Annotated in this window: 18 protein-coding genes; 12 read left to right on the plus strand and 6 right to left on the minus strand. The window is 66.6% G+C overall.

Annotation, left to right across the window (positions count from 1 at the left end):
• The first annotated feature begins 22 nt into the window (after nucleotides 1-22).
• The 3 genes from Q8M85_RS11905 to rlmH all read left to right on the plus strand — a co-directional run bounded on the left by Q8M85_RS11905 (nucleotide 23) and on the right by rlmH (nucleotide 1581).
• Entirely contained in the window at nucleotides 23-580 is a 558-nt protein-coding gene (locus Q8M85_RS11905) for a hypothetical protein (RefSeq protein WP_305544655.1), read from the plus strand.
• Nucleotides 581-793: 213 nt separating this feature from the next.
• On the plus strand, nucleotides 794-1111 hold the full coding sequence (gene rsfS, locus Q8M85_RS11910) for a ribosome silencing factor (RefSeq protein ID WP_371135241.1): 318 nt from the start codon (nucleotides 794-796) through the stop codon (nucleotides 1109-1111).
• Nucleotides 1111-1581: a 23S rRNA (pseudouridine(1915)-N(3))-methyltransferase RlmH gene (gene rlmH / locus Q8M85_RS11915; protein ID WP_305544657.1), complete on the plus strand. Its 471-nt coding sequence runs from the start codon at nucleotides 1111-1113 to the stop codon at nucleotides 1579-1581. The genes rsfS and rlmH overlap by 1 nt, the downstream gene beginning before the upstream one ends.
• 27 nt (nucleotides 1582-1608) lie before the next feature.
• On the opposite strand, the gene Q8M85_RS11920 is transcribed toward rlmH, so the two are convergent.
• Nucleotides 1609-2940: an amidase gene (locus Q8M85_RS11920; protein ID WP_305544660.1), complete on the minus strand. Its 1332-nt coding sequence runs from the start codon at nucleotides 2938-2940 to the stop codon at nucleotides 1609-1611.
• Between the two features lie 80 nt (nucleotides 2941-3020).
• On the opposite strand from Q8M85_RS11920, the gene Q8M85_RS11925 reads away from it, so the two are divergent.
• Nucleotides 3021-4250: a UbiH/UbiF/VisC/COQ6 family ubiquinone biosynthesis hydroxylase gene (locus Q8M85_RS11925; protein WP_305544663.1), complete on the plus strand. Its 1230-nt coding sequence runs from the start codon at nucleotides 3021-3023 to the stop codon at nucleotides 4248-4250.
• Here Q8M85_RS11925 and Q8M85_RS11930 read toward each other — a convergent pair.
• Complete coding sequence (locus Q8M85_RS11930) at nucleotides 4186-5586, minus strand: cation:proton antiporter (protein WP_305544666.1); 1401 nt, start codon at nucleotides 5584-5586, stop codon at nucleotides 4186-4188. The two genes, Q8M85_RS11925 and Q8M85_RS11930, sit on opposite strands and share 65 nt — an antisense overlap.
• A 133-nt stretch (nucleotides 5587-5719) precedes the next feature.
• On the opposite strand from Q8M85_RS11930, the gene Q8M85_RS11935 reads away from it, so the two are divergent.
• On the plus strand, nucleotides 5720-6928 hold the full coding sequence (locus Q8M85_RS11935; RefSeq protein ID WP_305544669.1) for a winged helix-turn-helix domain-containing protein: 1209 nt from the start codon (nucleotides 5720-5722) through the stop codon (nucleotides 6926-6928).
• Nucleotides 6929-6993: 65 nt separating this feature from the next.
• The gene (locus Q8M85_RS11940) at nucleotides 6994-7659 is read left to right on the plus strand and encodes a hypothetical protein (protein WP_305544672.1); all 666 of its coding nucleotides are present in this window, start codon (nucleotides 6994-6996) and stop codon (nucleotides 7657-7659) included.
• Between the two features lie 17 nt (nucleotides 7660-7676).
• Here the strand turns inward: Q8M85_RS11940 and Q8M85_RS11945 are convergent, their stop codons facing one another.
• The gene (locus Q8M85_RS11945) at nucleotides 7677-8498 is read right to left on the minus strand and encodes an LOG family protein (protein ID WP_305544675.1); all 822 of its coding nucleotides are present in this window, start codon (nucleotides 8496-8498) and stop codon (nucleotides 7677-7679) included.
• 80 nt (nucleotides 8499-8578) lie between these two features.
• On the opposite strand from Q8M85_RS11945, the gene dapD reads away from it, so the two are divergent.
• Nucleotides 8579-9403: a 2,3,4,5-tetrahydropyridine-2,6-dicarboxylate N-succinyltransferase gene (gene dapD, locus Q8M85_RS11950; protein ID WP_305544678.1), complete on the plus strand. Its 825-nt coding sequence runs from the start codon at nucleotides 8579-8581 to the stop codon at nucleotides 9401-9403.
• A 3-nt stretch (nucleotides 9404-9406) separates the two neighbouring features.
• On the opposite strand, the gene Q8M85_RS11955 is transcribed toward dapD, so the two are convergent.
• Both Q8M85_RS11955 and Q8M85_RS11960 read right to left on the minus strand, forming a co-directional pair.
• Nucleotides 9407-10357: a Hint domain-containing protein gene (locus tag Q8M85_RS11955; protein WP_305544681.1), complete on the minus strand. Its 951-nt coding sequence runs from the start codon at nucleotides 10355-10357 to the stop codon at nucleotides 9407-9409.
• Nucleotides 10354-10974 carry a choice-of-anchor L domain-containing protein gene (locus tag Q8M85_RS11960; protein WP_305544684.1) on the minus strand — a complete coding sequence of 207 codons (621 nt, stop codon included), beginning with the start codon at nucleotides 10972-10974 and terminating at the stop codon, nucleotides 10354-10356. Before Q8M85_RS11960 ends, Q8M85_RS11955 begins: the two co-directional genes overlap by 4 nt.
• Nucleotides 10975-11169: 195 nt before the next feature.
• On the opposite strand from Q8M85_RS11960, the gene Q8M85_RS11965 reads away from it, so the two are divergent.
• The 5 genes from Q8M85_RS11965 (at nucleotide 11170) to Q8M85_RS11985 (ending at nucleotide 16809) form a co-directional block, all read left to right on the plus strand.
• On the plus strand, nucleotides 11170-11502 hold the full coding sequence (locus Q8M85_RS11965; protein WP_305544687.1) for a hypothetical protein: 333 nt from the start codon (nucleotides 11170-11172) through the stop codon (nucleotides 11500-11502).
• A gap of 79 nt (nucleotides 11503-11581) precedes the next feature.
• Nucleotides 11582-12733, plus strand: coding sequence for a succinyl-diaminopimelate desuccinylase (gene dapE / locus Q8M85_RS11970; RefSeq protein WP_305544690.1), 1152 nt, complete (start codon nucleotides 11582-11584; stop codon nucleotides 12731-12733).
• Complete coding sequence (locus tag Q8M85_RS11975; protein WP_305544692.1) at nucleotides 12730-13146, plus strand: GNAT family N-acetyltransferase; 417 nt, start codon at nucleotides 12730-12732, stop codon at nucleotides 13144-13146. The genes dapE and Q8M85_RS11975 overlap by 4 nt, the downstream gene beginning before the upstream one ends.
• Nucleotides 13147-13306: 160 nt before the next feature.
• Complete coding sequence (gene rnr / locus Q8M85_RS11980; RefSeq protein WP_305544695.1) at nucleotides 13307-15550, plus strand: ribonuclease R; 2244 nt, start codon at nucleotides 13307-13309, stop codon at nucleotides 15548-15550.
• 71 nt (nucleotides 15551-15621) lie between these two features.
• A complete protein-coding gene (locus Q8M85_RS11985; protein WP_305544699.1) occupies nucleotides 15622-16809 on the plus strand; it encodes a lytic murein transglycosylase in 1188 nt (395 codons plus the stop codon).
• Nucleotides 16810-17092: 283 nt separating this feature from the next.
• On the opposite strand, the gene Q8M85_RS11990 is transcribed toward Q8M85_RS11985, so the two are convergent.
• On the minus strand, nucleotides 17093-18325 hold the full coding sequence (locus Q8M85_RS11990) for an RsmB/NOP family class I SAM-dependent RNA methyltransferase (protein WP_305544702.1): 1233 nt from the start codon (nucleotides 18323-18325) through the stop codon (nucleotides 17093-17095).
• Nucleotides 18326-18386: the final 61 nt, after the last annotated feature.

Raw genomic sequence — 18386 nt, forward strand, 5'->3', positions numbered from 1 at the left:
TAGGTGTTCAAGGAGAATCTGCATGTACCCCCGTTTCGCTATTGCCGCCAGCCTGCTCGCGGCCGCCTGCTCTGAAATCGTGCCCTCGACCGTGGCGCGGCTTGCGTCGGTCGACCCGTTGGCCGCCGACCCTGCCGCCCTTGAGCTTGTGGTCATCCTTCCGCCCGGCCTGGCAGTTACACCCGGAACTGCGACGCTTGAAATCGGGGCTGTCCGTGGCGAAGACACGGCTGTTGGCAGCTTCCGGCTGGAAGACCGCCGTGCCCCGGAAGGCATTGCTGTCAGAGAAGGCGCCACAGCGCGCGGATTTGCATTGTCCGCATCAGACGCCCAGCGGATGCGCGAGCTTCAGGAGCAGATCGACGGATGGAAGCGCGATGGCAGCGCAAGCGGCTCGTTCGGGTTCGGCCTTGGCGGTTGCACCATCGGCAACGGACCGGCGCCGGACGCGACGGGCTCGGTGCTGATCCGCATGACTGCCGATGGCACTTTCCTGCCGCTGATCCGGGAGGGACGGCTCTCGGAACTTCTTGGTCCGAAGGTGCTTGCCGCGATCAAGCCTTGCCAAGGCGCGGAATAAGGCGTACCCGCCCGCCTTCGGTTGAGATTGGCCCGCCCCGGTGCTAGGCTTGGCCCATAGGCCCGGCGCGGGGGCCCTAAGTCCGCGCTTCCTCTGGAGGACCTGGTCCTGTCGCATTCTGATCCTGCTACCGGCCTTCCGGTCGGTCCGCGCCCGAAACCCAACGACGCCGCCCCGCAAGACTATCGGTCCGAGGACGTGCTGGCCCTGGTCATGAAGTCCGTTGACGATGACAAGGCCGAGGAGATCGTCCAGATCGACCTGCGTGGCCGGTCGGACGTGGCCGATTTCATGGTCATCTGTTCGGGCCGCTCGTCGCGTCAGGTTGCCTCGATTTCTGAAAAGCTGGCCGACCGACTGAAGCAGGACATGCGAATTTCAGTCCGCATGGAAGGCAAAGAGACCGGCGACTGGGTGCTGATCGATGCGGGTGACGTGATCGTCCACGTCTTCCGCCCGGAAGTGCGCGACTTCTACCAGCTGGAAAAGATGTGGCTGCCGACGGGGACGACCCGCTCCGCCCAGGTCTGATGCGCCTGCACCTGTGCGCCGTGGGCCGCCTGCGGGCGGGACCAGAGCGCGAGTTGGTGGATGATTACCTGCAACGGCTGGAGCGGACGGGCCGCCCCTTGGGGCTGGGTCCGGTGACCGAGCATGAGGTCGAGGACAAGAAGGGCGGCGGCATGGCGGCCGAGGGGCTCTTGTTGTCCCGCGCAATTCCCGACGGCGCGGCGCTGTGCATGCTGGACGAACGGGGCAAGACGCTTTCCAGCCCCGAATTCGCGCAAGCGCTGGCCGGGTGGCGCGACACAGGCCGTCAGGATGCAGCTTTCGCAATCGGCGGGGCGGACGGGGTGGACCCTGCCCTGCGCGCCCGGGCTGACCTGACGCTCAGCTTTGGCCGCATGGTCTGGCCACACATGCTGGTGCGGGTGATGCTGGCCGAACAGCTTTACCGAGCGGCGACGATCCTGGCAGGCTCGCCCTATCACCGGATGTAAGGGCAAGCTCGTTCCAGGACGAGCGGGCTATTGCAGCGCCCGTTCCGCAGCAGCACCCAGCCGCAAGAGCCGCGCCTCTTGCCCTGGGCCACACATCAGGCTGATCCCGCAGGACGGCTGCGAGGTCGGCAGGGTCAGGACACACAGACCCAGCATGTTGCCGATCCGGGTGTTGCGCAAGGCCAGCAGATTCTCGGTCACATAATACGCGTCATCGGTCATCAGCCGATTCGCATCGGGCGGCAGGATGGGCGACGTCGGCAGGATCACGGCATCATAGTGGGACGCGCGGTCGGCCCAGCTGGCCCGGATCTGCCGCAACCTTCTCCAGGCCGCGACATGGTCCACCGCACTGATCTGCCCGCCCGAGCGGAAGCGGTCCAGGATGCGCGGAAACATCTTGTCCGGCGCGGCTTCGATGGTCGCCTTCCAGATGCCGTAAGCTTCGGCGGTGCAGACTATGCCCGCCAGGGCCACCGCCTCGGCCGCTTCCGGCGCTGCAAGATGATGGATTTCGGCACCTGCCTTGGCGAAGCGCCGCGTCGCATCCTCGAATCCCTGGGCGGGACGCTCGCGCACATCGTCAAGCGCCAGCGTCTCCAGAATGGCAATGCGGGTGCCCGAAAGGCTGGCGCCGCCAAGGTCGGCCGCCGTATCCCCGCTAAGCGCGGCAAAGAGCTGGTTGCAGTCCTCGACCGAATGGGCAAGCGGGCCGATCGTGTCGAACGCCTCGAACAAGGGGACAACACCCGTCATCGGCAGACTTCCCGCCGTCGTCTTCAGCCCCACCAGATCGTTCCAGGCTGCGGGAATCCGAACCGAGCCTCCCGAATCCGAACCGATGGCCGCCGGAGCGAGTCCGAAGGCAACAGAAGCCGCGGCGCCCGAGGATGACCCGCCTGGCACGGCCCTGTCGTCATTCAGACAGGGCGGCGTGGCCGTCACCGGGTTCAGCCCAAGGCCCGAGAAGGCCAGTTCCGACATATGCGTCTTGCCCAGGCAGACCAGACCCTGCAGCGTCGCAGTCTCCAGCACGGCAGCATCACTGTTCGGCGTGCGGCCTTTCAGCAACGCCGAGCCCGCCTCGGTCGCCACGCCTGCCGTATCAAAAAGGTCCTTCCAGCTGACGGGCACCCCGTCCAGCACCCCCTTGCGCAGGCCCGCCTTGGCCCGGGCAGCCGCCGACATCGCCTCTCCCCGTGCCCGTGCTGGCGTGACACGGGCATAGATGCGTCCCGCAAGCGGATGGCTTTCGATCCGGTCCAGGAAGAACTCGGTCAATTCCACCGGGTTGATCCGGCCCTCGCCAATCTCGCGACCCAGCTCGGCCGCGGTCATGTGTGCCCAGGTTCCGCTCATTCCCGCCCCCCGTTTTGCAGGGAAGGGTAGCGGCTTGGCGACGCATGGACAATCCGTTCCAAGGGGGCCAAGAAAGGGACATGACCTGGGACACCGACATCCTGATTGCGGGCGGGGGGCTGAACGGCCCGGCGCTGGCGCTTGCCCTGGCCCATGGGGGCTTCCGTGTCACCGTGATCGACGCCCGCCCGGCGCCGGACCGGGCGGAGGCGGGCTTTGATGGCCGGGCCTATGCGCTGGCCATCGCCTCGGTGCGGCTCTTGAAGGCCATCGGCGTCTGGGACAGCGTGGCGGACAAGGCGCAGCCTATGCTGGAGATCAAGGCCAGCGACGGCCGCGCTGGCGAAGGGGCCGCACCCTTCTTCCTGCACTTCGACGCCGCCGAGATCGAAGAAGGCCCAATGGGACACATGCTGGAGGATCGCTTCCTTTATGCGGCCTTTCTCAATGCGATGCAGCATACTCCGGGGATCACCTTGCTATCGGGCGAGACGGTGGTGGCGCAGGAGGTCAAGCCCGATGGCGTCACCGTGACGCTTGCCTCGGGGCGCAAGTTGGCGGCAGGGCTAATGGTGGGCTGCGACGGGCGCGGCTCGGGCACGGCCACGCGCGCGGGCATCCGGCGCGTGGGCTGGGGCTACGGCCAGACCGCGCTGGTCACCGCGATCCGGCACGAACATGACCACCACGGCATCGCGCAGCAGTTCTTCATGCCGTCGGGCCCGCTCGCGATCCTGCCCCTGAAGGGCGGACACCATTCCAGCATCGTCTGGAGCGAGACCGACGCAAACGCCGCCGCAATCCAGGCCCTGCCGGATGCCGAGTATCTTGAGGCACTGCGCCCCCGTTTCGGCGATTTCCTGGGCGACATCAGCCTTGCCGGGGCGCGCTTCACCTATCCGTTGTCGCTGTCATTGGCCGAACGCTTTATCGCGCCACGACTGGCGCTGGTAGGCGATGCGGCGCATGGGGTGCATCCGATCGCGGGCCAGGGGTTGAACCTTGGCCTCCGCGACGTTGCGGCGCTGGCGGAGGTCCTGATTCTGGCCCGCCGTCGCGGCGACGAGCCGGGCAGCCCCACCGCGCTGGAGGAATATCAACGCTGGCGCCGGTTCGATGCTACGGCGCTCGCCTTGGGTATGGACACGGTGAACCGGGTTTTTTCCACCGACAACCCACTCCTCCGCGTCGGCCGCGACCTTGGCATGGGGTTTGTGAGCGCCGTGCCCGGCCTGCGGCGCGGCTTCATGCGGCAGGCGGCAGGCCTGACGGGAGAGCTGCCGAAACTGCTGACGGGTCGACCGATCTGACCTCGGCCGGGCCGTCGCCGGGGTCGTCCTGCCGGTCCCCGGATGGCACCGCGGCCTTGCGCGCGTCGCGGCGATCCAGAAGGTGAAACAGAAGTGGATTGACCAGGATCGAGATCATCGCCCCCGCCACCACCAGATCCCGCGCTTCGGAAGGAACGATGTCCAGCGTCACCGCCATCGTGATGAGAATGAACGAAAATTCCCCGATCTGCGCGAGGCTGGCCGCAATGGTCAGCGCTTTGTCATGGCCGTGGCCGAAGGCTTTCACGATGTAATAGGCCGCGACCGACTTGACCAGGACGATGATGAGAACCGTTCCCAAAAGCGCAAGCGGCGAGGCCAGAATGACCCCGGGATTGAACAGCATCCCGACCGAGACGAAGAACAGCACCGCAAAGGCGTCGCGCAAGGGCAGCGTCTCGCGCATCGCCTGCTGGGATAGCGTCGACGACGACATGACCATCCCTGCGAAGAACGCCCCCAGCGCGAAGGACACGCCGAAGAAATGCGTCGCGCCATAGGCCACACCAAGGGCGATCGCCAGGACCGCCAGCCGGAACAGTTCACGCGAGCGGGTCTGTGACACGAAATGCAGGATCCACGGCACGACGCGCTGGCCGACGATCAGCATCAGCGCCACAAAGGCCGCCGCCTTGGCCAGGGTGATCAGCACCGTCGCCGCGATGGGCCCGATGCCGATGTTGCTGGTCACTTCGGCCATTGCCTCGGCCTCTTCCGCGACGGGCATTGCCGTGCCTCCCAAGAGCCCGGCCAGCGGCGGGATCAAGACCAGCGAAATGACCATCACCAGGTCCTCGACGATCAGCCAGCCCACGGCCACACGGCCCTTGTCCGTGGTCACCAGTTCCCGATCCTGCAGTGCGCGCAGCAACACCACGGTCGAGGCAACCGACAGCGCCAGCCCGAAGATCAGCCCTGCCCCCAGGCTCCACCCCAGGGCCCACCCCATCGCGGTCCCAAAGGCCGTAGCCACCGCAATCTGCCCCAGGGCCCCCGGAACGGCGATGGCCTTCACCGCCATGAGGTCACGCGGCGAGAAGTGCAGACCCACCCCGAACATCAGCAGAATGACCCCCAGTTCGGCCAGTTCTGTCGCCAGATCCATGTCCGCCACATAGCCCGGCGTGAACGGCCCGATCAGCACTCCGGCCAGCAGGTAGCCCGCGATCAGCGGCAGTTTCAGCCGCTGCGCCAGCAGGCCGAACAGGAAGGCGAGTCCGAACCCGGCAACCAGAGTGGTGATCAGGGGCGTGTCATGCGGCAATGCTTCGGTGGTCCTTTCCGGCCCGACCTCGGCAGATCCGGGTTTGGCCAAGCGTGTGTCTGGGATTTGTGTCAGGAGACAAGCAGATAGTAGGGATTCGCAGGGGCTTGTCCAACGGCTTCACGGCAGAAAGCGGCACAAATCCGGCATTTGCTGTAACCTTCCGCAATGTTACGCCTAGGCGATGCCCGTCCTGATCCCGAACACCCCCGCGCGCCGTCTGTTTCTTGACCGTCACGCCCTGTCGCAGGCGCCGTCCGGTCCTGCTTCCGGCCAAAGCCTGCACGATCTGGTCGAGCGGATCGGGTTCGTTCAGGTCGACAGCATCAACACTGTCGCCCGCGCGCATGACATGATCCTGTGGTCCCGGCGGCAGGCGTACCGGCCCCCTGCCCTGAAGCGGCTGCTGGAGCGGGACCGCAGCCTTTGGGAGCACTGGACGCATGACGCCTCGATCCTGCCGGTGCGGTTGCATGGGGTCTGGCAGCACAGGTTCCAGCGCGATGCCGTGCGGCTGGAGGCGAACTGGAAGCGCTGGTTCCGGGACGGGTATGAGGCGCAATTTGACAGTATTCTCAACCGGATAGCCAAGGATGGGCCGGTAGGGACGGCGGACGTTGGCGAAGGTGAGGTCCGGGGAAAGGGCGGCTGGTGGGACTGGCATCCGTCGAAGACCGCGCTGGAATGGCTGTGGCGGACCGGGCGGCTGGCGATCACACGGCGCGACGGGTTTGCCAAGATCTACGACCTGACCGAACGGGTGATCCCCGAGGCACATCGCGCGCCGGTGCCAGAGGAGCAGGTGACCGACTGGGCTTGCCGGTCGGCCTTGCGGCATCTGGGCTTTGGCACCTCGGGCGAGATCGCGGCCTATTGGAATACGGTCAGCCCGGAGGCCGCAAGAGACTGGTGCCGGGCGGCCCTGGCGCGGGGCGAGATTGTGGAGGCGGAGGTCGAGGGTGCCCTGGGCCAGCGCCGCAAGGTTTTCATTTTCCATGATATTCTGGACGAGAAGCCCCCCGAACCGACCCCCCGCCTGCGTATCCTGTCGCCTTTCGATCCAGCCCTGCGGGACCGCAACCGGGCCGAGTTCCTGTTCGGGTTCACCTACCGGATCGAGGTCTTTGTGCCGGAACCGAAGCGGGTCTACGGCTACTACGTCTTTCCGGTGCTGGAAGGGGAGCGGCTGGTGGGGCGCATAGACGTGAAGGCGTTCCGCGATGCGGGGGCCCTGCGGGTCAAGGGGTTCTGGCCCGAGGTCGGGGTGAAGCTGACAAAGGGTCGGCGGGCGAAGCTGGAGGCGGAACTGGACCGGCTGGCGGCGTTTGCGGGGTGTGACAGGGTGGAGTTTCTGGACGGATGGGAAAGGGAGGCGATAACCCGGTCCGCATGACGGAAAAAATTGGAAAAACACAAAACGGCTTTGCCTTGCGCATCGCTCTCGGGAAAGCATGACCCATGTTCGGCCTGCCACTGCTTCAGCATTTTGTAACGGTAACGACCTCCGAGGCGTCCAGCCCCGGCACGCCGGTGGGCACTCCGGTCATCCTGTTTCTGCTGATTTTGGTAGTCCTTGGCAGTCTCCGTTTCCTGGTTGAGGTCTTCCGCAGCCCTGCGCAAAGGGGCCGTCGGCCAAAACGACGGCCACGCGGACAGCGCCCGCCGGTTGCAGGACGGCCCGCAAGCGACGGCAGGCAGACCGTCCTGATCGACGGGTCGAAAGTCATCTACTGGCTGGACAACACGCCCCAGCTCGCCCCGCTGTTGCAGGTGGTGCATGACCTGTCGCGCCGGGGGCTGAAACCCGGCGTCGTGTTCGATGCCAATGTCGGCTACAAGTTGATGGGGAAGTTCATGGGCGAGCGCGATCTTTCGCGACTTTTGTCCCTGCCGAGGGATCAGATCCTTGTGGTGCCCAAGGGTCAGCAAGCCGACCCTTTCCTGCTGGAGACGGCCCGCGACCTGAAGGCCCGGATCGTGACCAACGACCGCTTCCGGGACTGGGCGGACCGATATCCCGACGTCGCCCGTTCGGAGATGCTGGTCACCGGAGAAATGCGGGACGGCAGAGTGTCGTTGCGGGGACTGGAGATGAAGGCGGGTGAAAAGGTTGGTACGCTGTAGCGCACCCTGCGCCTGCGTCAGGCCGGAACCGTCCAGCCGTCGATCACACTGACGGCCTCTTCCGCCGTTTCGACCATGGCGAACAGCGACAGGTCCTCGGGGCTGATGACCCCCGCCTCGGCGAGGTGCTGCCAGTTCACGATGGTCTCCCACCAGTCGCGCCCGAACAACAGAAAGGGGATCGGCTTCATCCGGCCGGTCTGGATCAGGGTCAGGCTTTCGAACATTTCGTCCAGCGTGCCGAACCCGCCGGGGAAGACGCAGACGGCCTTGGCGCGCATCAGGAAGTGCATCTTGCGGATGGCGAAGTAGTGGAAGTTGAACGACAGGTCCGGCGTGACATAGGCGTTCGGGGCCTGTTCGTGCGGCAGGACGATGTTGAGGCCGATGCTTTGCCCCCCGGCCTCGTCCGCGCCACGGTTGCCGGCCTCCATCACGCCGGGGCCGCCGCCGGTGCAGATGACATTCTCGCGGCCATAGCTTGCAAGGCTCCGCTCGGTCATCAGCTTGGCGAAACGGCGGGCCTCGTCATAGTAGTGCGACAGGTCGGCAAGGGTCTTGGTGCGGGCGGTGTCGCGGTGTTCGGGCGCGGGGATGCGCGCGCCGCCGAACATGACGATGGTCGATTCGATGCCGCGTTCGTCCATGACAAGTTGCGGCTTCAAGAGTTCCAGTTGCAGCCGCACCGGGCGCAGTTCGTCCCGCAGCATGAAATCGCGGTCGGCGAAGGCAAGGCGATAGGCCGGAGCCCGGGTCTGTGGCGTATCGGGGATGCGCTTGGCGGCGGCGATGTCCTCGACACTGTCGCGGAACGGGTGGGTGCGGTGGTCTTCGGTCATCAAGTCGCTCACGTTGCATGGGTCTTGCCCAAGGCTTATAGGGTCGGGACCCGAGTGACCAACCGAAAAGGGAATTCCCCATGTCCAACGCCGCGCTTGAAGCCGCCATCGAAGCCGCCTGGGAGGCGCGCGAGGGGATTTCGCCCGCCACCAAGGGCGAGGTGCGCGATGCCATCGAGGCGACGCTGACGGCGCTGGATTCCGGCGCGCTGCGGGTGGCGGAAAAGCGGGGCAGCGACTGGCATGTGAACCAGTGGGCGAAGAAGGCGGTGCTGCTGTCGTTCCGCCTGACCGACATGTACGAGATTTCCGGGTCGAATGGCGGGTCGAACTGGTGGGACAAGGTGCCGTCGAAGTGGCAGGGCTGGACGGCCGAGGACTGGCGCAAGGCCGGCTTCCGGGCGGTGCCGGGGTCGATCGTGCGGCGGTCGGCGTTCATCGGCAAGGGCGTGGTGCTGATGCCGTCCTTCGTGAACATCGGCGCCTATGTCGATGAAGGCAGCATGGTGGACGGCTGGGCGACGGTCGGGTCCTGCGCGCAGATCGGCAAGAACGTGCACCTGTCGGGCGGTGTGGGCATCGGCGGCGTGCTGGAACCGATGCAGGCCGGGCCGACGATCATCGAGGATGACTGTTTCATCGGCGCGCGGTCCGAGGTGGTCGAGGGCTGCATCATCCGCGAAGGCTCGGTCCTTGGGATGGGGGTGTTCATCGGCAAGTCGACCAAGATCGTCGACCGGGAAACCGGCGAGGTGATGTATGGCGAGGTTCCGGCAGGGTCGGTCGTGGTGGCGGGGTCGATGCCGTCGAAGGGCGGGATCAACCTTTACTGCGCGGTGATCGTGAAGAAGGTCGATGCACAGACCCGGTCGAAGACCAGCATCAACGAACTTTTGCGAGACTGACACCTACGCAACCAGAAGGGCCGCGACATGGGCGCGGACTTCCGGGCGCGCGGCGGGGCCATAGCTTTCGGGGTCGGTGGCAAGCTCGGGGAACAGTGTCAGCAGTTCATCCTGCACCTCGGCATCGTGGCCAGAAAGCGTGGTCGGGCCGGGAAAGTAGCTCTCGCTCCACATTCCTTCGGCGCAAAGGATCTCATGCCTGCCGAAAAGCAGATGGTGGTAGGTCACCATCGCGCCGGACTGGTCCTGCGCCAGCCGCCCCGCGCGCACCAGATGGATCGCCTTGACCAGAACCTCTTCCTCGCCCGCGTAAAGCTGGGCGCGCCAGCCGGAGAAGTGCAGCCGGTGCTGCGGCGAAACGGCAAGTGCACCGTGGTCGCCGAATGTGCCGGCGGGAATCTGTACCGCGGCCATCGCGCCCTGCGAGGGCACCTGCCGCACCCCGTGCCAGACGACCGGCTGGAAGCCGTGGTCCAGGGTCAGCACCAGGTCGCCCACGGCGATGTCTTCAACCGGGACGGGGCCGCGGACCGTCTCGATCCGGGTGCCTTCGACGAAGCAGGGAACGACTTCGCCGGTGACAAAGCCCACATCGGTAATGCCGTTCTGGTTGGTCACCTCGTAGGAAAAGCTGGTCTCGCCGAGGGGGTCGTTCCAGTCCGAGACGGCCGTGATCGTGCCGTCGGCGTTCACCACGATTTCCAGGCCCGAGGGCAGGATCACATGGTCACCTGCCTGAACGGCCACACCGTTGATCTTGGTGATCGTCAGCATGCCGCCGGCCGTGTTGGTATCGTTCGCGACCAGATTGACGGTGGCTTGGCTGTTCAGGCCGACGGTGAAGACGTCTGCCTGCGCGATGACGCCAGTCTGGATCGAGTCGCCCGCGATCAACAGATTGCTGTCGTAGGCCGTGTCCCCGCCATCGGCGATGCCGATCTTGATCGTGTTCACCTGCCCGGAATGACCGGCGCTTTCAGCGTCAGGGTGACGGTGAACCCGTCCATTTCGGTGTTGTAGATGCTTTTGGCGTTGTCGACGTAGAGGTTGCCGTTGGTCGTCGGGTTGATGTTGTTGATCGAGATATCGCCGTCGCCGACCGTCAGCTGCGCCTTCTGCCCGTTGACCCAGATGCCGACCGCGTCGTTGAAACCCGACCCGACGAATTCCAGGTACTCTTCGGACGAAAAGGTGATCTGCATGGTCAGGGTCGACCCTGCAGGGATGAAGCTGGCCTCGAAAATGGCGCCGTCAAACGTCGCTGTGCCGGCAATGTCGTTCAAGCCGCTGTCGCCGTCGACCCCGTCGGTGTCTGTCGTCGTCGCAGATGAACCGTTGGCCGCTCCCGATGTATTGGTGAAGTCCGTGGCCCGGCCGGTCGACAGGATGACGCCGCTGTCGGCGGGCGTGACGTCGGGCGCGACGGTATCGCCCTGGGTATAGATGCCGGCCGAGGCAGGATCGCCCCGGTAGGTGGCGCTGACGATCTGGATGCCGGTGCCAAACATCGCCTCGGCCAGCTGCAGTGCGCTGACATGTGTCTGGATCGGCAGTTCCATTGCCTCGGCCATGCGTCCCTCACGTTTCTGCAAAGCTTGGCGGGCAGATTGGCGGGGAACACCTCAAGAACGGTTAACGGATCCATCCAGGATGTCTAAAGTTGTTCGGAGTGGCGCCGACTGACGGTCATCTTCTGTAGCACCCCGTGAAGGGTGGCGAAGCAGGATGGCTTCCGCTATGCCTGTGCGGGCCTTTTGGAGAAAGCCATGTCGGACGACGCCAAGCCCAAACGCCCACAGCAGGTCTATTCCCTGATCGTCGAGGTCGGCCGCAAGGAAGGCGACGGGTTGCCCCCCAAGGCCACGGGGGCGGCGCTCTTGTGCTATGCCTCGGGCGTGGACGAGGCCGAGGCGGTGCGCGAGACGGTGGCGATCCTGAAGGAGGCCGAGCTGGCTCCGCTGGAGGTGCAGGGCCTGGGCACGCTGGAGGAACGGCTGAAGGCCAGCGAAGATATCGACGACGAGGAACGGTTCCTGATGGAACGCGCGCTGAAGGAAAACTCGGTCATCGTGGCCGAGATCACGCCATTCTTCGACTGACGCGCCGGAAGACGCCTTCCGGTTGCAGGACCCCGGCCAAGCGGCTAGGGATCATGCGCGCCCCAACCTGGACCTGATGATGCCCTTCGAGCCCGTAGACCCGGTGGAACTGACCGCCAAGCTGATCCGCTGCCCATCGGTCACGCCGGCCGAGGGCGGGGCGATCGCGCTGCTGGAGGGGATTCTGGCGCAGGCCGGGTTCACCTGCACGCGGGTCGATCGGGGCGGGATCGCCAACCTGTATGCCCGCTGGGGCAAGCAGGGCGCAAACCGGGCGTTCGGGTTCAACGGACATACCGACGTGGTGCCGGTCGGCGATGCCGAAGCCTGGCGTTTCGACCCGTTCGGGGCCGAGATCCGTGACGGTTTCATGTATGGCCGGGGGGCCTGCGACATGAAGTCGGGCGTCGCGGCCTTTGTCGCGGCGGCCATGGATTTCGTGCGCGAGACCCCGCCCGACGGGGCGGTGATCATCACCATCACCGGCGATGAGGAAGGCGAGGGCAAGGACGGGACCGTGGCGATCCTGGACTGGATGGCCTTCAACGGCGAACGGATGACGCATTGCCTGGTGGGCGAGCCCACCTGCCCGCACGAGATGGGCGAGATGATGAAGATCGGCCGCAGGGGATCGCTGACCTGCGACATCACGGTCGAAGGGGTGCAGGGCCATTCCGCCTATCCGCACCGGGCGAAGAACCCGCTTTCGGCGCTGGTAAAGCTGCTGGGCAAGCTGGAGGCCGAGCCGCTGGACCGCGGCACGCCGCATTTCGACCCCTCGACCCTGGCGATCACCACCATCGACTGCGGCAATCCTGCAGGCAACGTGATCCCGGCTCGGGCCACGGCACGGGTCAACATCCGCTTCAACGACACCCATTCGGGCGAGACGCTGGCTTCGTGGCTGCGCCATGAGGCGGAAGCGGTGGCCGAGGCGGCGGGGGTGGAGATCGCGCTGAAGATCCATGTCTCGGGCGAGGCGTTCCTGACCCCGCCGGGCGAGTTGTCGGCGCTGGTGGCAACGGCGGTGCAGGCCGAGACGGGGCGAAAGCCGATGGCCTCGACCTCTGGCGGGACCTCGGACGCGCGGTTCGTGCGCGAGCATTGCCCGGTGGTGGAGTTCGGCCTTGTCGGCAAGACGATGCACCAGGTCGACGAGTGCGTGGCGGTGGAGCAGATCGACCAGTTGAAGGCGATCTACGGCCGCATCCTGCGGGACTATTTCGCGTGAAGATCGAGGTTACCCGCGACATCGCCACCTGCCAGCGCCTGCGCCGGGCGGTGTTCATCGACGAGCAGGGCGTTTCGGAGGCCGATGAGGTCGACGGGCTGGACGAGACCGCGATCCACCTGCTTGCCTTCGATGGGCAGGGGCCGGTCGGGACGGCCCGGCTCTTGGTCAAGGGCGCGACGGGCAAGATCGGCCGGGTCTGCGTTCTGCCTGCCGCGCGGGGCACGGGCCTTGGCGCGGCGTTGATCGAGACGGCCTTGCGGGTGCTGCAGGACCAGCCGGGCGTGACCGAGGCCTGTCTGGGGTCGCAGTCCCATGCGACGGGGTTCTACGAGAAGCTGGGCTTCGCCGTGGAAGGCGAGGAATTCCTGGACGCCGGCATCCCGCACCGCCACATGCGCCGCGCCCTCTGACCGGCGGTTGCCATGCAGAGCGCCTTGCGGCGCGTGTCTTTCGTCTCATCGTCGGGCTTGCGCCCTCCTCCTCGGGTTTGCCTCCGGCGGGGATATTTCATGCCAGGTGAAAGGGCTGTCCGGGTAGTCTTGTGCGGGAGGCCGTGTTACGTCTGCGGGCATGAAACCTTTGCCCTCCAAGGATGAAATCCGTCAGTGGATTTCCGAAAACCCCGGCCTTTCGGCCAAGCGCGACATTGCCAAGGCCTTCGGGATCAAGGGCGATGCGCGAATCGAGCTGAAGCGGCTTTTGCGCGAGTTGGAAGGCGAAGGGGTGGTGGAGAAATCCGCCCGCCGCTTCCGTGAGCCGGGGGTGCTGCCGCCGGTGGCCGTGCTGCAGGTGCTGGCCCCGGATGCGCAGGGCGACCTTTACGCGAAGCCGCTGGAGGAAGGCGTGGACGACGCTCCGCGCATCCTGGTGATTCCGCAGAAGGGAGACCCGGCGCTTGGCGCAGGCGACCGGATCCTGGCGCGGTTGGCGAAGGTCGATCTGGATGATTACGCCTATGAGGCGCGGCTGATCCGCAAGCTGGGATCTAACCCGACGAAGGTTCTGGGGGTGTTCCGGTCCAACGCCGAAGGTGGCCGCATCACGCCCATCGAAAAGGGCAGCGACAAGGAATGGCGGGTGGCGTCCGACATGACGGGCGGGGCGAAGGATGGTGAACTGGTCGAGGCTGAAGCCGTGGGGGCGCGGCGGCTGGGTCTGCCGGCGGCCCGAGTGCTGGCGCGGCTGGGCGATCCGGCGGGACCGCGGGCGGCCAGCCTGATTGCCATTCACCAGCATGGCATCCCGGATGTCTTCCCCGACGCGGTGATAGCCGAAGCCGACCGGGCCGAGCCCGTCGGGTTGCAGGGGCGTGAGGACCTGCGCGAGGTGCCGCTGCTGACCATCGACCCCGTCGATGCCCGGGATCGGGACGATGCGGTCTATGCCGAGGCGGACAGCGATCCGGGCAACATCGGCGGCTTCGTGGTCTGGGTCGCGATTGCCGATGTGGCGCATTTCGTGACCCCGGGCAGCGCGCTGGACCGTGAGGCGCGGCGGCGGGGCAATTCGACCTATTTCCCCGACCGGGTGGTGCCGATGCTGCCGGACATCCTGTCGGGTGACCTCTGCTCGCTGCACGAGGGCGTGGACCGCGCCTGTCTGGCGGTGCGGATGGTGATCGACGCAGGCGGTCACAAGCGGAGCCATCGGTTCCTGCGCGGCATGATGCGGTCGGTCGGGTCGCTGCACTATGCCCAGGTGCAGGCGGCGGTGGATGGAAGTCCCGATGACAAGACCGCACCGCTGGTCGAGCCCATCCTGAAGCCGCTTTACGCCGCCTATGCCGCGCTGAAGCGGGCGCGCGAGGTGCGGCAGCCGCTGGACCTTGAACTGCCGGAGCGGAAGATCGAGCTGGACGCCGAGGGCCGCGTCGCCTCGGTCGCGTTCAAGGAGCGGCTGGAGGCGCACAAGCTGATCGAGGAGTTCATGATCCTCGCCAATGTCGCGGCGGCGGAGGAGCTGATCCGGCTGAAGCGTCCCTTGCTGTTCCGGGTGCACGAGGAGCCGTCGCCTTTGAAGCTGGAGGGCTTGCGCGAGGTGGCCGAGGGTGCCGGGATGACGCTGGCCAAGGGGCAGGTGTTGCAGACCCGGCACCTGAACCGGCTGCTGGCCCAGGCGCAGGGGACCGAATTCGACGAGCTGATCAACCTGTCCACCCTGCGGTCGATGACCCAGGCCTATTACCACCCGGAGAATTTCGGGCATTTCGGGCTGGCGCTGCAGAACTATGCGCATTTCACCAGCCCGATCCGGCGCTATTCCGACCTGATCGTGCACCGGGCTTTGATCACGGGCCATGGCTGGGGCCCCAAATCAGGCGGGGACGGGTTGTCGGTCTGGGATATCGAGAACCTGGAGGAGACAGGCAAGCTGATCTCGGAGGCCGAGCGGCGCAGCATGGCGGCGGAACGGGATACCAATGATCGCTACCTTGCGGCCTATCTGGCGGACCGGGTGGGCGCGGAGTTCGCGGGGCGGATTTCCGGCGTGCAGCGGTTCGGGGTGTTTGTCCGGCTGGACGAGACCGGGGCGGACGGGCTGATCCCCGTGCGGGCCCTGGGGCGGGAATATTTCAACTATGACGAGGGCAGCCAGACGCTGATGGGGTCGGAGACCGGGCTGGTGCTGGGGATCGGGCAGAAGGTCATGGTGCGGCTGGCCGAGGCGGTGCCGGTGACGGGCGGGCTGATCCTGGAGTTGCTGTCGGTCGAGGGCGCCGTGGTACGGCCTTCGCGACGGTCGGGCGGGAAGTATCACCCGAGAAAACCCGCGCAGGCGGCGGCGAAGCGGCGGCTGGTGCGCAAGCGGAGATGAGGGGGGCAAGACTTTTCGAAAAGTCTTGCAAAATCCTTCGAAGGATTTTGGTCGCGCTTGGGGCGAGCGTGGTGCTGGGTCTTTCGGCGCCGGCGCAGACGATCCTGCCCGATCCGGTGGCGGGGATGGAGGGTGAGATGGGGTCGCAGGCTGGACTGGACGCTTGGATCGAGGGGTTCAGGCCCCGGGCGCTGGCGGCAGGGGTGTCCGCCGCAGCCTTCGACGCGGCGATGCGGGGGGTCGAGTTCAACTCCAAGGTCGTGGAGCGCGACCGCAACCAGAATGAATTCTCCAAGACGATCTGGGACTACCTGGATACCGCCGTGTCGGAGGACCGGGTGGCGCTGGGGCTGAAGGCGCTGGAGCGGAACCGGGCGCTGCTGGACCGGATCGAGGCGGAGTTTGGCGTCGAAAAGGAGGTCGTCGCGGCGGTCTGGGGGCTGGAGAGCGCCTTTGGCACCTATCGGGGCGACCTTTCGGTGCTGGGGTCGCTGGCGACGCTGGCCTATGAGGGACGGCGGGGGGCGTTCTTCGAGGCAGAGCTGATTGCGGCCTTGCGGATCGTCGAGGGTGGGCATGTGGAGCGGTTTGCCGGTTCCTGGGCAGGGGCGAGCGGGCACACGCAGTTCATGCCCTCCAGCTGGGAGAAATTCGCGGTCGATTTCGACGGGGACGGGAAGCGGAACCTGTGGGGGGAGGACCCGGGTGACGCGCTGGCCTCGACGGCGAATTATCTGCGGCACTGGGGCTGGACGAAGGGGCAGCCCTGGGGGGTGGAGGTGCGCCTGCCCGAGGGGTTCGACCATGACCAGACGACCGAGCGGGTGGTGAAGCCGGTCAGCGAATGGCAGGCGATGGGGGTCAGGACGGTCTTCGGCGCTGACCTGCCAGACCATGGGCCGGGGTCGATCCTGCTGCCGGGGGGGCACCGGGGGGCGGCGTTCCTGATCTGGCCGAATTTCCAGGTGATCGAGAAATACAACACCGCCGATGCCTATGTTCTGGCGATCGGGAGCCTGGCGGACCGTCTTGCCGGACGGGCGGGGATACAGTCGGGCTGGCCGCGGGAGCTGCGGGCACTGACGCTGGAGGAGCGGCGGGAGTTGCAGGATCGGCTGGGTGGGGCGGGATTCGATCCGGGGGGCGTGGACGGGCGGATGGGGCCGAAGACCGTGGCTGCCGTGAAGGCGTTCCAGAAAGCGCGGGGGCTGGTGCCGGATGGGTATCCGAGCCTGGAAGTGCTGGAGCTGCTGCGGTAGGTGTCCACGGTGGACAATCTCTGATGATCTATCCTTGTCAATGACTTGGTCGCGGGTGTTAGGGGTTTCTTAACCCGCGACCCTTGCCTTTTCCCGGGCCTTGTCTTCGGGTGGAGCGACGGGGCGTTGGGGGTGGATCGGGCGCGCCGGAGTCCGGCATCGCGCGGGTTGGGGCGGCTTTCGACGGGCGCGCGGGCGCGGGTGACAAGCTTGGACATTGGGGGTTTTCCACCCCCAAACCCCCGGAGGATATTTGTGCAAAGCTGAAAGGGTGATTGTCCGGTCAGGCCGACTTGCGCAGGCAGGCGAGGAAGAAGCCGTCCATACCGCCCGTATCGGCCCAGTAGTCCGGGCGCAGGCGGAGGGCGCCTTCGGGGGTCCACCAGCCAGGGGCGACGCCGGCGAGGTCGCGGCGTTCGGCGGTCAGCGCCGGGTGGCGCGTGAGGGCCGCGGCGAGTTGGGCCTCGCCTTCCTCGGGGAGAAGCGAGCAGGTGGAGAAGACGAGGCGGCCGCCCGGTTTCAGCCAGGCAAGGGCGCGGTCGATCAGTTCGGATTGCAGGCGCGTCAGGGTTGCGAGTTCCGAGCCGTCCTTGACGAAGGGCAGGTCCGGGTGGCGGCGGATGGTGCCGGTCGCCGAACACGGGGCATCGAGGAGGATGGCGTCGAATTGTGCCTCGGGCTGCCAGTGCAGGGCGTCGGCGATGACGAGGGTTGCCGTCAGGCCAGTGCGGGCGAGGTTCGCCTGGACACGGGCCATGCGGGGGGCGGAGATGTCCAGCGCGGTCACCTCGGCCCCGGCAGCGGCGAGTTGCAGAGTCTTGCCGCCGGGTGCGGCGCAAAGATCAAGGATACGCTCGCCGGGTTGCGGTTGCAGGAGGTTCGCGGGGAGAGCGGCGGCGGCGTCCTGGACCCACCAGCCCCCCTCGGCGTAGCCCGGCAGGGTGGAAAGCTGGCCGGGGCTGCGGAGGCGGAGGCTGCCGGTGGGCAGAAGCTCGCCCTCGGGGTGCGGAAAGCCTGGGCGCAGGGTCAGGTCGAGCGGGGGCTCCTGGCCGTGGACCGTCTCGATCGCGGTGACGGTGTCGCGGCCAAAGGTATGGACAAGTGGTTGGCGGAGCCAGCGGGGCAGCTTCTGCGGCGGCAGGGTGACGGTCTCGGGCAGCGCGCGAAGGACGGCGTTCACCAGACCTGCGAGGTGGGCGGTGCGTTTGCCACCCTGGCGGGTGATCTCGACCGCTGCATTGACGACACCGTGGGCGGGGGCACCTTCGGCGCGTTCGACCAGGGCGAGGCGGAGGGTGTTGCGGACGGTCAGCGGCGGAGCTTTGCGGAGGTGCTTGTCAAGGAGCTTGTCGGCGGGTTCCAGGTGGCGCAGGACCGTCTCGGCCAGCCGCAGCGCGCGGGCGCGGTCGGCGGGGGCGAGATCGCCGCCGGAGAAGTCCGACAGCATCCGGCCTTCGCCGAGGACGCCGTCCAGGATTGCCACTGCGGTGGCGCGCGCCACGACCCCTTCGGCCATTGCCGTCCCCTTGCTGGTTCGGGATGCGGGTTATATCAGGTTGGGGGGCCACACAAGGAAG

Origin of the sequence: Tabrizicola sp. (genome assembly GCF_030694085.1) — a bacterium.
Taxonomy (GTDB): Bacteria; Pseudomonadota; Alphaproteobacteria; order Rhodobacterales; family Rhodobacteraceae; genus Tabrizicola.